This window comes from Bacillus sp. P4_D3, assembly GCF_056401855.1.
This window is the reverse complement of the sequence record NZ_JBFUIN010000003.1, coordinates 1-15,186: the sequence shown is the minus strand read 5'-3', so window position 1 is coordinate 15,186 and position 15,186 is coordinate 1. Positions and strand designations below refer to the sequence as shown.

The window sequence follows — 15,186 nt, the reverse complement described above, 5'->3', positions numbered from 1 at the left end:
CCTTACTATGTTATTGGTTCGATACTCGTGCAATTTTTCCTTGTTCAATGTAAATAAGCAAAATAGAAACATCAGCTGGATTTACGCCAGAAATACGTGAAGCTTGCCCCATCGAAAGTGGACGAACATCTTTCAATTTCTGTCTCGCTTCTGTGGCAAGGCTAGAAATCGCATCATAATCAATATCCACAGGGATTTTTTTGTTTTCCATTTTCTTCATACGTTCTACTTGCTGTAAAGATTTCTCGATATATCCTTCATACTTAATCTGAATTTCAACTTGTTCTGTAATTTCATCATTTAATTCTAATTCACTTGGTACTAAAAGATGAATATGCTCATATGTCATCTCTGGACGACGTAATAAGTCACTTGCACGTATTCCATCTTTCAATTCGCTTCCACCAATACTACGAATTAATTCTTGAACTTCAGGACGCGGTTTAATAAAAATACTCTCTAACCGTTCCTTTTCCTGTTCAATTTGTAGTTTTTTATTTGTAAATCTCTCATAACGATCTTCTTTAATTAAACCAATTTCACGCCCAACCTCAGTTAGACGAAGATCTGCATTATCATGGCGTAATAATAAACGATATTCTGCACGAGACGTTAATAAACGGTATGGTTCATTTGTGCCTTTTGTTACAAGATCATCAATTAAGACACCAATATATGCATCAGCGCGACCTAAAATAACTTCTTTTTTACCTAAAGAACGACACGCTGCATTAATTCCAGCCATAAGCCCTTGTCCTGCCGCTTCTTCGTAACCAGAAGTTCCATTAATTTGTCCTGCTGTATATAAATTTTTAATTTTTTTCGTTTCAAGTGTTGGCCATAGTTGAGTTGGTACAATTGCATCATATTCAATTGCATAACCCGTACGCATCATTTCAACATTTTCCAGGCCAGGAATTGTTCTAAGCATTGCACGCTGTACATCTTCTGGTAAACTCGTCGATAAGCCTTGTACATATACTTCTTGCGTATTACGTCCTTCTGGCTCTAAGAAAATTTGATGACGTGGTTTATCATTAAATCTTACTACCTTGTCTTCAATTGAAGGGCAATATCTAGGCCCTGTTCCTTTAATCATACCAGAATACATAGCTGAGCGATGTAAGTTTTCATCTATTAAACGATGTGTTTCTGTACTTGTATACGTTAACCAACATGGAATTTGATCCATAATGAATTTTGTCGTTTCAAAAGAGAAAGCACGTGGCTTATCATCACCTGGTTGAATTTCTGTTTTACTATAATCAATCGTATTACTGTTTACACGCGGAGGTGTACCTGTTTTAAATCTAACAAGATCAAAACCAAGTTCCTCTAAGTGTTCAGATAACGTAATAGATGGTTGCTGATTATTTGGACCACTTGAATATTTTAAATCTCCCATAATAATCTCACCACGTAAAAATGTTCCCGTTGTAATTACAACTGTTTTCGCTGTGTATTCGGCACCAGCTTGCGTAATTACCCCTTTACATACACCATCTTCAACAATTAAACGCTCTACCAGACCTTGAAACAACGTTAAGTTTGGTGTTTCTTCAATTGTTTTCTTTAACTCATGCTGGTAAGAGAATTTATCAGCTTGTGCACGAAGCGCACGTACAGCTGGTCCTTTACCCGTATTTAACATACGCATTTGAATATGTGTTTTATCAATATTGCGTCCCATTTCTCCGCCTAATGCATCAATTTCACGAACAACAATCCCTTTTGCTGGTCCACCAACAGAAGGGTTACATGGCATGAACGCTACCATATCTAAGTTAATTGTTAACATTAATGTTTTTGAGCCCATTCGTGCTGCCGCAAGACCAGCTTCACATCCTGCATGACCTGCACCGATTACTATGACATCATATGAACCGGCATTGTATCCCATTGTTTATTCCTCCTAATAACCTCTATCTTACTAAATCATCTCTGATTAAAGTTTTACTTTATTTTCCTAAACAAAATTGAGAGAACAATTGGTCAATTAAGCTTTCATGGACAGTATCACCAGTAATTTCACCAAGTATTTCCCACGCTCTTGTTAAATCAATTTGAACCATATCAATCGGAACACCATTTTCTATCGCTTCAATTGCATCATTAATTGTTCTTCCTGCTTGTGTTAACAATCCGATATGTCTCGCATTAGACACGTATGTCATATCCGCAGAATCAATTGTTCCTTCAAAGAATAAATCAGCTATTGCCTTTTCAAGCTCATCTATTCCTTGCTCCTCAATTAAAGATGTTGTAATAACACGATTGCCTACCGCTAAATCTGTAACACGTTCCATATCAATTTCTTGCGGTAAATCTGTCTTATTTACAATGACAATGAAATCTTTTCCTTGTACGGCACGGAATAGATCCTCATCTTCATTTGTTAAAGCCTCGCTATAGTTCACTACAATTAACACTAAGTCTGCTTGGCTCATCATTTCCTTCGAACGCTCTACACCAATTCGTTCAACAATATCTTCCGTTTCACGAATTCCGGCTGTATCTATAAGTTTAAGTGGTACACCACGCACATTAACGTACTCTTCAATAACATCACGAGTTGTTCCTGCAATATCAGTTACAATTGCCTTTTTCTCCTGAACAAGACTATTTAATAGCGATGATTTCCCAACGTTAGGTCTACCGATAATCGCGGTAGAAATGCCTTCACGTAAAATCTTTCCTTGCTTCGATGTTTCTAATATCTTTTTAATTTCAGCACGGACATGTGTAGCTTTCTCAATTAAAATATTATGTGTCATCTCTTCTACATCATCATATTCTGGGTAATCTATATTCACCTCAATATGAGCTAATGTTTCTAATATTTCTTGACGCAGATGGCCGATTAATTTAGATAATCGTCCTTCCATTTGGTTAATCGCTACATTCATAGCACGATCTGTTTTCGCGCGGATTAAGTCCATAACAGCTTCTGCTTGTGACAAATCAATACGTCCATTTAAAAAAGCACGTTTTGTAAATTCACCAGGCTCTGCCAGTCGTACTCCTTGTGCTAAAATAAGCTGTAATACTTTATTTACCGAAACAAGCCCACCATGACAGTTAATTTCTACTATATTTTCACGCGTAAAAGTCCTTGGTGCGCGCATAATGGATACCATAACTTCTTCAATAACTTGATTTGTATCTAAATCGACAATATGACCATAATGAATTGTATGAGAAGAAACCTGTGTTAAATCCTTCCCTTTAAAAATACGATCGACTTTCTCAATCGCATCATCCCCACTTACTCGAACAATGGCAATTGCACCTTCCCCAAGTGCTGTGGAAATTGCGGCAATTGTATCAAATTCCATGTCCTTTCACCTCACTTGCTTATTTATCTCTATTTCAACATGAATTTTTTCCGTCACTAAATTATTAGGATACCATAACGAACCTATCTACAAAAGAATAATAACTCATTTTATTATGTCCTTATGTAAAAAACACTAAACTTATTCACAGTGGATAAATCTAGTGTTTTTTAGTTATCCACATTTATTTTCTCCTCAAAAAAACCGGCACTCAATTGAGTAACCGGTCACTTGGAAGATATTACAACATACCGATGTGGTTCTTTCCCTTCAGAAGTTGTAATGATATTTTGATGATTAGATAATGCTTGGTGAATAATTTTTCGTTCAAAAGAAGGCATTGGTTCTAGAACAACTCTTTTTTTCGTACTCACTACTTGTTTTGCCAATCGATAAGAAAGAGATTCTAACGTAGTTTTTCTTTTACTACGATAGTTTTCAGCATCCAGTGTAATACCAATATATTGCTTTGTATTACGATTCGCAACAAGTTTTGTTAAATACTGTAAGGAGTTCAATGTATTACCTCTTTTACCAATTAAAACACCAATATTTTCACCAAAAATTGTAAATTCAACTTCGCGTCCTTTTACAATTTTTCTAATCTCAACTTCCACACCCATATTTTGAACAACATTTTTTAAATACTCTTCACATTCTTGGATTGGATCTTTTTTCAATACAACTTCTACTACAGCGAGGCGATTCCCAAATAAACCTAGGAATCCCCTCTTACCCTCATCGATAATATTTATATCTACTCGATCTTTCGAAACATTTAATTGTCTTAAAGCATCTTGTACTGCCAGCTCGACTGTTTGTCCTTTAGCAGTAATTATACTCACTTGCTTGATCCTCCTGCCTTACTAGCCTTAATTTCAGGCCCTTTGATCATATACATTTGAGCGATACCAAAGATATTACCAACTACCCAGTACAATGATAGTGCTGCTGGGAAGTTAATTGCAAAGACTAAGATCATAATTGGCATAAGCCAAATCATCATTGCCATTTGCGGATTTTGCCCAGCCGTTCCTGCCATTGCAAGCTTTTGCTGAATAAAAGTCGTAATAGCCGCAACGATTGGAAGGATATAGTAAGGATCTGCTTGTCCTAAATCAAACCATAAAAATGTATGTTTACTAATTTCTGCCGTTCTCATAATCGCATGATAAAAAGCGAATAGGATAGGCATCTGAACAAATATTGGTAAACATCCTGCTAATGGATTTACACCATTTTTTTGATACAACTGCATCATTTCTTGTTGTAATTTTTGTTGTGTTGCTTGATCTTTTGAGCTGTACTTCTCTTTTAATTTCACCATTTCTGGTTGTAACGCCTGCATTGCTTTCGTACTCTTCGTTTGTTTAATCATTAATGGTAATAATGCAAAACGAATGATAAGAGTTGTAACAACGATTGCTAAACCATAATTACTACCAAATAAATTTGCAAAATACGTGATTAACTGAGAAAGCGGGTATACGAAATATTCATTCCAAATCCCAGTGCTTTTCGGTGTAATCGGCTGATTTGTTTCACTACAGCCGGTAGCGATTGCCATTAACATAATAACCATGGCTAATAAACCTATTTTCTTTTTCAAAGCTTGCTCCTCCTTGTTTCGGTATGTATATAGTGTAATTCATTTCCTTACGCTACTTTTTTATTTTCTTCATACCAGAGCGTTTAAAGACATGAATTAAGCTTTTCTTTAACTCTTCATATGTCATCTCTGCACAAGGCTTCCTTGCTATTATAACAAAATCTTTTCCAGAATCTATCTCATCTTTTAATTCTATAATCGATTGGCGAATCATACGCTTAATTCGATTACGAACTACTGCATTTCCTATTTTCTTACTAACAGAAAGACCAATGCGAAAATGCGGCTGTTTTTCTTTATCTAATTTGTATACAACAAACTGGCGATTGGCATTCGATTGTCCTTTTTGGAAAACAGCCTGGAATTCATCATTCTTTTTTATACGATTTTTTTTCTTCATATCATTTGACACTCCTGTATCTCATCAGCAGAAACTCATTATTATTAGAAAAAAAGACCACTGAACGATCAGTGGTCTACGCAGATAATACTTTTCTTCCTTTACGACGACGAGCTGCTAGCACTCTACGTCCGTTTGCTGTGCTCATACGGCTGCGGAAACCATGTACTTTGCTGCGCTTACGTTTATTTGGTTGGTAAGTTCTTTTCATTATATGACACCTCCCTGAGGAATATCTGTTAAAGACAGTCTAATAAATTATAGTAAATCAAATAGGAAAATGTCAATGGTTCTCGAAATTTTCATCAAATATTCATTTTTAACCTATTCACACACTTTTTCACAGTCCCTATATTTCCTTGTGGATAAATATATTTTCTCTTTTTTGTATCCACAAACTCTTTTTTTACTTTTACACAGTATATCGTATTGTGGACAAGTTTATTCCACAAGGTATTGATTTTGTGGATAACTTTCTTAAATTCATTGCTATAGCTGCTTTTTTTTGATATTATAGTTGTGTTTTCACTTTGAATAAGTTTTCCACACCTTTATTTTATCCACAATTTGTGTATAACATGTGGATAGTTTAAATCACATGTGGGTAAATAGTTGTCCACATTTGTTTTTTTGTCGAAAACTCTATCTCGGATACTAACGACGTTTTTATATTTTAAAATACGTTTCGTATAAATATGCATTAGAAATATTTACAGGTTGTACAATTGTTGCGCAACCTTATTCTTTTACCATCTTTGTAAAGGAGGGACACCTTTGGAAAATATCTCTGATTTATGGAATAGTGCCTTAAAAGAATTAGAAAAAAAGGTAAGCAAGCCAAGTTATGAAACCTGGTTAAAATCAACAACTGCTCATAACTTGAAAAAAGATGTATTAACGATTACAGCTCCAAATGAATTCGCTCGTGACTGGCTAGAATCTCATTATTCGGAACTAATCTCCGAAACACTTTATGATTTAACAGGGGCAAAACTAGCTATTCGTTTTATCATTCCCCAAAGTCAGGCAGAAGAGGATATAGATCTCCCTTCTGTTAAGCAAAAACACGCACATGATGAGTCTAATCACTTACCACAGAGTATGTTAAACCCCAAATATACATTTGATACATTTGTTATTGGCTCTGGTAATCGTTTTGCACATGCTGCTTCTTTAGCTGTAGCTGAGGCACCAGCTAAAGCCTATAATCCGCTCTTTATTTACGGGGGCGTTGGACTTGGAAAAACACATTTAATGCACGCAATTGGGCATTATGTAATTGAACACAACCCGAATGCAAAAGTTGTATATTTATCATCTGAAAAATTTACAAATGAATTTATTAACTCAATTCGTGATAATAAAGCTGTCGATTTTCGTAATAAATATCGTAATGTAGATGTCTTATTGATAGATGATATTCAATTTCTTGCTGGAAAAGAACAAACACAGGAAGAGTTTTTCCATACATTTAATGCGTTACATGAAGAAAGTAAACAAATTGTGATTTCAAGCGATAGACCACCAAAAGAAATCCCAACTTTAGAAGATCGCCTTCGTTCTCGCTTTGAATGGGGGTTAATTACGGACATTACGCCACCAGATTTAGAAACTAGAATCGCAATTTTACGTAAAAAAGCAAAAGCAGAAGGTCTTGATATACCAAATGAAGTTATGCTTTATATCGCAAATCAAATCGATTCAAATATTCGTGAACTAGAGGGTGCACTTATTCGAGTTGTAGCTTATTCATCTTTAATTAATAAAGATATGAATGCTGATTTAGCGGCTGAAGCGCTTAAAAATATTATTCCAAACTCTATACCTAGAATTATTTCTATTTCTGATATTCAAAAGGCTGTTGGAGGCGTCTATCAGGTAAAGTTAGAAGATTTCAAAGCAAAAAAACGGACAAAATCCGTTGCATTCCCTCGCCAAATTGCGATGTATTTATCACGTGAACTTACGGACTCATCTTTGCCAAAAATAGGTGAAGAATTTGGTGGCCGCGATCATACAACAGTAATCCATGCTCACGAAAAAATTTCGAAGCTATTAAAAACGGATACTCAATTACAAAAACACGTTGAAGAAATTAAGGATATTTTAAAATAGTAGTAGCTGAATAGTGTGAATAACTTAGCTTATTTTACGCACAGTCTATCCACATGTAGATAGACTGTTTTTACATCTCCAAACAGGGTTATCCACATATCCACAAGCACTATTACTATTACTACTACTTTTTTATCTTTATTAAATAAATAAAATCTTATACTTACCGGAGGTTTTTCGTTATGCGTTTTACAATACAAAAAGACTATCTTGTAAGAAGTGTACAAGATGTAATGAAGGCAGTTTCTTCTCGTACAACAATTCCAATTCTTACAGGAATTAAAGTTGTAGCAACTGAAGAAGGAGTTACTTTAACAGGTAGTGATGCAGACATCTCTATCGAATCATTTATCCCAGTCGAAGATGCTGGAAAAGAAATTGTGGAAATTAAACAATCAGGAAGTATTATTTTACAAGCAAAGTATTTTAGTGAGATCGTAAAAAAATTACCTAAAGAAACTGTCGAAATTTCTGTGGAAAATCATTTTATGACAAAAATAAAATCTGGAAAATCAGAGTTCAACTTAAATGGTTTAGATGCTGCTGAATATCCGTTATTACCACAAATCGAAGAACATCATGTATTTAAGATTCCAACAGATTTACTAAAACACATGATTCGTCAAACAGTATTTGCAGTTTCAAGTTCTGAAACGAGACCGGTCTTGACAGGTGTAAACTGGAAGGTATATAACAGCGAGCTAACTTGCATTGCAACAGATAGTCACAGGCTAGCACTTCGTAAAGCAAAAATCGAAGGGTATAATATTGCCGATGAATTTCAAGCGAATGTCGTTATTCCTGGTAAGAGCTTAAGTGAATTAAGTAAAATTCTAGATGAATCTGAAGAAATGGTAGATATCGTTATTACGGAGTATCAAGTATTATTCCGTACAAAACATTTATTATTCTTCTCAAGATTATTAGAAGGAAATTATCCAGATACAACGCGTTTAATTCCAGCTGAAAGTAAAACTGATATATTTGTAAATACAAAAGAATTTTTACAAGCGATTGATCGCGCGTCGCTATTAGCAAGAGATGGTCGTAACAACGTTGTTAAATTATCAACATTAGAACAACAGATGTTAGAGATTTCTTCGAATGCACCAGAAATCGGAAAAGTAGTAGAAGAGGTTCAATGTGAAAATGTAGATGGAGAAGAATTAAAAATATCTTTTAGTGCAAAATATATGATGGATGCATTAAAAGCTTTAGATAGTACAGAAATTAAAGTTAGTTTTACTGGAGCGATGAGACCGTTTTTAATTCGCACAGTAAATGATAATTCTATTATCCAGTTAATTTTACCAGTCCGTACTTACTAAGTAAGGATTAAGGGTTGCTAGTGTAAAGGTACTAGTGACCCTTATTTGATTTGTAGGGTATTACTTTCCTAATGCTAGTTTATTTAGTACAATGAAAGAATGAACACTTTCAGAAAGTGAGCGATTTTATGAAACTTATTAAGATTTCAACAGAATACATTACACTAGGACAATTTTTAAAGTTAGCTGATGTAATTGATACAGGTGGCGCTGTGAAATGGTTCTTACAAGAATATGAAGTATATGTGAATCAAGAACTTGAAAATAGAAGAGGCCGAAAGTTATATGCAAATGATGTTGTTGAAATTCCGGGAAGCGGAACTTTCCAAGTTCAGGCATAAAGGGGGATCCCTTTGTTTATTACAGAGATACAATTAAAAAACTATCGCAATTATGAGCATTTAGAGCTTTCCTTTGAGGATAAAGTCAATGTAATTATTGGTGAAAATGCGCAAGGGAAAACGAATCTGATGGAAGCTATTTATGTATTGGCGATGGCGAAATCCCATAGAACTTCGAACGATCGTGAACTCATTCGTTGGGATGAGGATTATGGTAATATAAAAGGTAGATTACAAAGGCGAAATAGTTCATTATCCTTAGAATTAAATATTTCAAAAAAAGGTAAAAAGGCAAAGTTAAATCAGTTAGAACAACAAAAATTGAGCCAGTATATTGGTGAAATGAATGTTGTTATGTTTGCCCCAGAAGATTTAAATCTTGTAAAAGGAAGCCCCCAAGTACGAAGACGCTTTTTGGATATGGAACTTGGACAAATAGCTCCGGTCTATTTGTATGAATTAAGTCAATATCAAAAGGTACTCACGCAACGAAATCATTTACTTAAGAAGATGCAAGGGAATAGTAAAAATGAGGAAACGATGTTGGATGTATTTACACTTCAACTTATTGAGCATGGTGCAAAAATTTTGCGAAAACGTTTTGAGTTTTTGCATTTACTACAAGAATGGGCTGCTCCAATTCACCGCGGGATTAGCAGGGGATTAGAGGAGTTAGAAATTGTTTATAAACCAAGTGTAGATGTATCAGAATCAATGGATTTGTCGAAAATAAAAGAAGTATACTATGAAAGTTTTCAATCTGTGAAACAACGTGAAATTTTTCGTGGTACAACTTTACTAGGTCCTCATCGTGATGATTTACACTTCTTCGTTAATAGTAAAAATGTTCAAGTCTTTGGTTCACAAGGACAACAACGAACAACCGCACTATCCCTAAAATTGGCTGAAATTGAATTGATATACTCAGAGGTTAAGGAATATCCAATCCTTTTACTAGATGATGTGTTATCAGAATTAGATGATTATCGCCAATCGCATCTGCTAAATACAATTCAAGGAAAAGTACAAACCTTTGTGACGACGACGAGTGTCGACGGAATTGAACACGAAACATTGAAAGAAGCGAAAACAATTCATGTAACGAACGGCACGGTAGATTGTGAAATAGACAGGAAATAATTTCTGTTTAAATGGAAAAGTAGGTGATCTTTGTGTCAATGGAACAAAAGCAAATGCAGGAAAATGCATATGATGAAAGTCAGATCCAGGTGTTAGAAGGACTGGAAGCGGTTCGTAAGCGTCCTGGTATGTATATCGGTTCTACAAGTGGAAAAGGTCTTCATCACCTCGTATGGGAAATAGTTGATAACAGTATTGACGAAGCTTTAGCGGGATATTGTGATGAAATTAATGTCAGTATTGAAGAAGATAATAGTATTGTTGTAACAGATGATGGTCGTGGTATCCCAGTTGGTATTCAAGAGAAAATGGGACGTCCCGCTGTAGAAGTTATTATGACGGTACTCCATGCCGGTGGTAAATTTGGCGGTGGCGGTTATAAAGTCTCCGGTGGTTTGCATGGAGTAGGTGCATCTGTTGTAAATGCTTTATCAATAGAATTAGAGGTATTTGTACATCGAGATGGAAAAATACACTATCAAAAATATGAACGTGGGATCCCAGCTGCGGATTTAAAAGTAATAGGTGAAACTGATCGTACAGGAACGATCACACGCTTTAAGCCAGATGCAGAAATTTTTACAGAGACGACAGAATACGAATTTGATACATTGGCTACTCGTATGCGTGAGTTGGCGTTTTTAAATCGTAATATTAAATTAACAATTGAAGATAAGCGTGAACATAAGCAGAAGAAAGAATTCCATTATGAAGGTGGAATTAAATCATATGTTGAACATTTAAATCGTTCAAAACAACCGATTCATGAAGAACCTGTATATGTTGACGGTTCAAAAGATGGGATTCAGGTTGAGGTTGCTCTTCAATATAACGAAGGCTATACAAATCATATTTATTCATTTACGAATAATATTCATACGTATGAAGGCGGTACACATGAGGTAGGTTTTAAGACTGCTCTAACACGTGTAATTAACGATTATGGTCGTAAAAATAATATTTTAAAAGATGCGGATAGTAATTTAACTGGTGAAGATGTTCGTGAAGGTTTAACAGCAATCGTGTCAATTAAGCATCCAAATCCACAATTTGAAGGACAAACAAAGACGAAACTTGGAAATAGTGAAGCGAGAACGATTACAGAGTCTGTATTCTCAGAGGCGTTTGAAAAGTTCTTACTAGAAAATCCCAATGTTGCACGTAAAATTATAGATAAAGGGACTATGGCAGCGCGTGCACGTGTAGCGGCTAAAAAGGCGCGTGAACTAACGCGCCGAAAGAGTGCTCTAGAAGTTTCAAGTTTACCAGGGAAGCTAGCTGATTGTTCTTCTAAAGATCCAGCAATTAGCGAAATTTATATCGTGGAGGGTGACTCTGCGGGCGGATCTGCAAAACAAGGACGCGATCGTCATTTCCAAGCGATTTTACCACTGAAGGGTAAAATTATTAACGTTGAAAAGGCACGTTTAGATAAGATTTTATCAAATGATGAAGTTCGTACAATTATTACAGCAATAGGTACAAATATTGGTGGGGATTTTGATATTGAAAAAGCTCGATATCATAAAGTTATTATTATGACAGATGCCGATGTTGATGGTGCGCATATTCGTACCCTATTATTAACGTTCTTCTATCGTTATATGCGTCAAATCATTGAGTGTGGTTATATATATATCGCACAGCCACCGTTGTTTAAAGTACAACAAGGTAAAAAAATTCAATATGCTTATAACAATAAAGAACTTGAAAAAATACTAGCTGAATTACCAGCTCAACCTAAGCCTGGGATTCAGCGTTATAAAGGTCTAGGGGAAATGAATCCAACTCAGCTGTGGGAGACGACAATGGACCCAGAAGTACGTTCATTACTTCAAGTTTCCCTTCAAGATGCAATAGAAGCAGACGAAACGTTTGAAATTTTAATGGGTGATAAAGTAGAGCCGCGTCGTAACTTTATCCAAGAAAATGCAAAATACGTGAAAAACCTTGATATTTAAGTGAGTAATGACAGGAATCTAAGTATTCCTGTCTTCTACATATAAATCAATGTATGTGTAACGGAAATGTAAGAGGAGGTGCTCGTTGATGTCAGACAATCAACAACAAGCACGAATTCGAGAAATTAATATTAGTCATGAAATGCGTACCTCATTTTTAGATTATGCAATGAGTGTTATCGTGTCTCGTGCATTACCAGATGTTCGTGATGGATTAAAACCAGTTCATCGTAGGGTTTTATATGCGATGAATGATTTAGGAATTACAGCTGATAAAGCATATAAGAAGTCAGCGCGTATTGTCGGTGAAGTAATTGGTAAGTATCACCCGCACGGTGATGCAGCTGTTTATGAAACAATGGTACGTATGGCGCAAGATTTTAGTCAACGTTACATGCTTGTTGATGGACATGGTAATTTCGGTTCTGTTGATGGAGATTCAGCGGCGGCGATGCGTTATACAGAAGCAAGAATGTCTAAGATTTCTATGGAATTAATACGCGATATTACAAAGAATACAATTGATTATCAAGATAACTACGATGGTTCTGAAAGAGAACCAGTTGTATTACCAGCGCGTTTCCCTAACTTATTAGTCAATGGTACGACGGGTATTGCGGTTGGTATGGCAACAAACATTCCACCGCATCAACTTGGAGAAGTAATTGATGGTGTGTTGGCATTAAGTCATAACCCTGATATCACTATCGCGGAATTAATGGAATATATTCCTGGACCAGACTTCCCAACATCAGGTTTAATCTTAGGGCGAAGTGGAATTCGAAGAGCTTACGAGACAGGCCGTGGTTCTATTATAATTCGTGCTAAAGTTGAAATTGAAGAGAGAGCCAACGGTAAACAATCTATTATTGTAACTGAGCTACCTTATCAAGTTAACAAGGCACGTTTAATTGAAAAAATTGCAGAATTAGTTCGTGATAAGAAAATTGAAGGTATTACAGATTTACGTGATGAATCGGATCGAAATGGTATGCGCATTGTTATGGAAGTACGTCGCGATGCAAATGCAAATGTACTATTAAATAATCTTTATAAACATACAGCACTTCAAACGAGTTTCGGTATTAACATGTTGTCTCTTGTAAATGGAGAGCCACAAGTTCTAAATTTAAAACAAAATTTATATTATTATTTAGAGCACCAGAAGGTCGTGATCCGCAGACGTACTGCCTATGAGTTAGAGAAAGCAGAAGCGCGCGCTCATATTTTAGAAGGATTACGAATCGCTTTAGATCATCTTGATGAAGTCATTACGTTAATCCGTAGTTCAAAAACAGCTGATATTGCAAAACAAGGTTTAATGGAACGTTTCGGCTTAAGTGAGAAACAAGCACAGGCAATTTTAGATATGCGTCTGCAACGCTTAACTGGATTAGAACGTGAAAAAATCGAACAAGAATATCAAGACTTAATGAAGCTGATTGCAGAGTTAAAAGCAATTTTAGCAGATGAAGAGAAGGTTCTTGAAATCATTCGTGAGGAATTAACGGAGGTCAAAGAACGTTTTAATGATAAGAGAAGAACAGAAATTACAATTGGCGGTATGGAAGCTATAGAGGATGAAGATTTAATCCCAGAACAAAATATCGCAATTACACTTACTCATAATGGTTATATTAAGAGGTTACCGGCTTCTACGTACAAAACACAGAACCGTGGGGGACGTGGTGTACAAGGAATGGGTACGAATGATGATGACTTTGTTGAACATTTATTAACAACGTCTACTCATGATCATATTTTATTCTTCACAAACAAGGGTAAAGTATACCGTACAAAAGGATATGAAATTCCAGAGTATAGTCGTACGGCAAAAGGCATACCAATTATTAATCTATTAGGGGTAGATAAGGGTGAGTGGATCAACGCCATTATTCCAATTCGTGAATTTGGTGACGACCAGTTCTTATTCTTTACAACGAAACAAGGTATTTCTAAGAGAACGCCGCTCTCATCATTTGCAAATATACGTACGAACGGTTTAATTGCAATTTCGCTTCGTGAAGAAGATGAATTAATTTCTGTACGTTTAACATCTGGTGATAAAGATATTATCGTAGGGACGAGCAACGGTATGTTAATTCGCTTCAATGAACAGGATGTACGTTCTATGGGCCGTAATGCAGCTGGTGTAAAAGCTATTACACTAGGCGAAGAGGACCAAGTAGTAGGTATGGAAATTGTTGAAGAGGATACGAATGTCTTAATCGTAACGAAGAACGGGTATGGTAAGCGTACGCCGGTTGAAGAGTATCGACTACAGAGTCGTGGTGGTAAAGGTCTGAAGACTTGTAACATTACAGACAAGAACGGTAAATTAGTAGCAGTTAAGTCTGTAACAGGTGAAGAAGACATTATGTTAATTACAGTAGCGGGTGTTATTATTCGTATGCCAGTTGATCAAATCTCTCAAATGGGGCGTAATACACAAGGTGTTCGTCTAATTCGATTAGGGGATGAGCAAGAGGTAGCGACAGTAGCAAAAGCACAAAAGGATGAAGAAGAAGAAATTAGCGAAGAGGTTTCTTCTGAAGAATAAGAGTGGGGATTTCTCCCCCTCTTATTTTTTTATAATAATACTTGCATAGCAATAGGGAAGTGTATATAATAGGCAGAGTCAGCAAATGAGAGATACAAGTTATCGAAAAAAACTTGTTGACGAAAATAATATACTATGATATATTATGAAAGTCGCTGAAACGCGATGTTGAACTTTGAAAACTAAACGAAACAAACAACGTGAAACGTCAATTTTTATTTTTAGATGCTAGACAAACTAACTTTATTGGAGAGTTTGATCCTGGCTCAGGATGAACGCTGGCGGCGTGCCTAATACATGCAAGTCGAGCGAATGGATTAAGAGCTTGCTCTTATGAAGTTAGCGGCGGACGGGTGAGTAACACGTGGGTAACCTACCCATAAGACTGGGATAACTC

The 15,186-nt window shown here is 35.8% G+C and carries 12 protein-coding genes and 1 rRNA gene; 7 read left to right on the top strand and 6 right to left on the bottom strand.

The features are described 5' to 3' along the window. Window positions 1-10: 10 nt before the first annotated feature. The 6 genes from mnmG to rpmH all read right to left on the bottom strand — a co-directional run bounded on the left by mnmG (window position 11) and on the right by rpmH (window position 5,555). Window positions 11-1,900: a tRNA uridine-5-carboxymethylaminomethyl(34) synthesis enzyme MnmG gene (gene mnmG / locus AC1DTM_RS00970; RefSeq protein WP_002159664.1), complete on the bottom strand. Its 1,890-nt coding sequence runs from the start codon at window positions 1,898-1,900 to the stop codon at window positions 11-13. Window positions 1,901-1,958: 58 nt separating this feature from the next. Continuing rightward, a complete protein-coding gene (gene mnmE / locus AC1DTM_RS00965; protein WP_256416237.1) occupies window positions 1,959-3,335 on the bottom strand; it encodes a tRNA uridine-5-carboxymethylaminomethyl(34) synthesis GTPase MnmE in 1,377 nt (458 codons plus the stop codon). Window positions 3,336-3,562: 227 nt separating this feature from the next. Further along, a complete protein-coding gene (gene jag, locus AC1DTM_RS00960; protein ID WP_016106802.1) occupies window positions 3,563-4,180 on the bottom strand; it encodes an RNA-binding cell elongation regulator Jag/EloR in 618 nt (205 codons plus the stop codon). After that, window positions 4,177-4,944, bottom strand: coding sequence for a YidC family membrane integrase SpoIIIJ (gene spoIIIJ / locus AC1DTM_RS00955; protein ID WP_002144555.1), 768 nt, complete (start codon window positions 4,942-4,944; stop codon window positions 4,177-4,179). The genes jag and spoIIIJ overlap by 4 nt, the downstream gene beginning before the upstream one ends. 52 nt (window positions 4,945-4,996) lie before the next feature. Next, window positions 4,997-5,344 (bottom strand): ribonuclease P protein component, encoded by a 348-nt coding sequence (gene rnpA / locus AC1DTM_RS00950; protein WP_256416236.1) that lies wholly within the window; start codon window positions 5,342-5,344, stop codon window positions 4,997-4,999. 76 nt (window positions 5,345-5,420) lie between these two features. Beyond that, window positions 5,421-5,555, bottom strand: a complete 135-nt coding sequence (gene rpmH, locus AC1DTM_RS00945; protein ID WP_002068706.1) for a 50S ribosomal protein L34 — start codon at window positions 5,553-5,555, stop codon at window positions 5,421-5,423. Window positions 5,556-6,118: 563 nt separating this feature from the next. On the opposite strand from rpmH, the gene dnaA reads away from it, so the two are divergent. The 7 genes from dnaA to AC1DTM_RS00910 all read left to right on the top strand — a co-directional run. Further along, window positions 6,119-7,459 (top strand): chromosomal replication initiator protein DnaA, encoded by a 1,341-nt coding sequence (dnaA, locus tag AC1DTM_RS00940; RefSeq protein WP_002144554.1) that lies wholly within the window; start codon window positions 6,119-6,121, stop codon window positions 7,457-7,459. 182 nt (window positions 7,460-7,641) lie between these two features. Continuing rightward, a complete protein-coding gene (gene dnaN, locus AC1DTM_RS00935) occupies window positions 7,642-8,787 on the top strand; it encodes a DNA polymerase III subunit beta (RefSeq protein ID WP_476999959.1) in 1,146 nt (381 codons plus the stop codon). 128 nt (window positions 8,788-8,915) lie between these two features. After that, window positions 8,916-9,128 carry a S4 domain-containing protein YaaA gene (gene yaaA, locus AC1DTM_RS00930; protein WP_002159661.1) on the top strand — a complete coding sequence of 71 codons (213 nt, stop codon included), beginning with the start codon at window positions 8,916-8,918 and terminating at the stop codon, window positions 9,126-9,128. Between the two features lie 12 nt (window positions 9,129-9,140). Next, window positions 9,141-10,268, top strand: coding sequence for a DNA replication/repair protein RecF (gene recF / locus AC1DTM_RS00925; protein ID WP_016106803.1), 1,128 nt, complete (start codon window positions 9,141-9,143; stop codon window positions 10,266-10,268). A 38-nt stretch (window positions 10,269-10,306) separates the two neighbouring features. Then, window positions 10,307-12,229 carry a DNA topoisomerase (ATP-hydrolyzing) subunit B gene (gyrB, locus tag AC1DTM_RS00920; RefSeq protein ID WP_033710559.1) on the top strand — a complete coding sequence of 641 codons (1,923 nt, stop codon included), beginning with the start codon at window positions 10,307-10,309 and terminating at the stop codon, window positions 12,227-12,229. Between the two features lie 88 nt (window positions 12,230-12,317). Next, entirely contained in the window at window positions 12,318-14,789 is a 2,472-nt protein-coding gene (gyrA, locus tag AC1DTM_RS00915) for a DNA gyrase subunit A (protein WP_016106804.1), read from the top strand. Window positions 14,790-15,032: 243 nt separating this feature from the next. After that, window positions 15,033-15,186 (top strand): 16S ribosomal RNA (locus AC1DTM_RS00910); the annotation flags it as partial.

What these genes read in the sequence shown, in the direction of transcription:
- mnmG (WP_002159664.1), bottom strand. Translation starts at nt 1,900, where the DNA reads ATGGGATACAATGCCGGTTCATATGATGTCATAGTAATCGGTGCAGGT.
- mnmE (WP_256416237.1), bottom strand. Translation starts at nt 3,335, where the DNA reads ATGGAATTTGATACAATTGCCGCAATTTCCACAGCACTTGGGGAAGGT.
- rnpA (WP_256416236.1), bottom strand. Translation starts at nt 5,344, where the DNA reads ATGAAGAAAAAAAATCGTATAAAAAAGAATGATGAATTCCAGGCTGTT.
- rpmH (WP_002068706.1), bottom strand. Translation starts at nt 5,555, where the DNA reads ATGAAAAGAACTTACCAACCAAATAAACGTAAGCGCAGCAAAGTACAT.
- dnaN (WP_476999959.1), top strand. Translation starts at nt 7,642, where the DNA reads ATGCGTTTTACAATACAAAAAGACTATCTTGTAAGAAGTGTACAAGAT.
- yaaA (WP_002159661.1), top strand. Translation starts at nt 8,916, where the DNA reads ATGAAACTTATTAAGATTTCAACAGAATACATTACACTAGGACAATTT.
- gyrB (WP_033710559.1), top strand. Translation starts at nt 10,307, where the DNA reads ATGGAACAAAAGCAAATGCAGGAAAATGCATATGATGAAAGTCAGATC.
- gyrA (WP_016106804.1), top strand. Translation starts at nt 12,318, where the DNA reads ATGTCAGACAATCAACAACAAGCACGAATTCGAGAAATTAATATTAGT.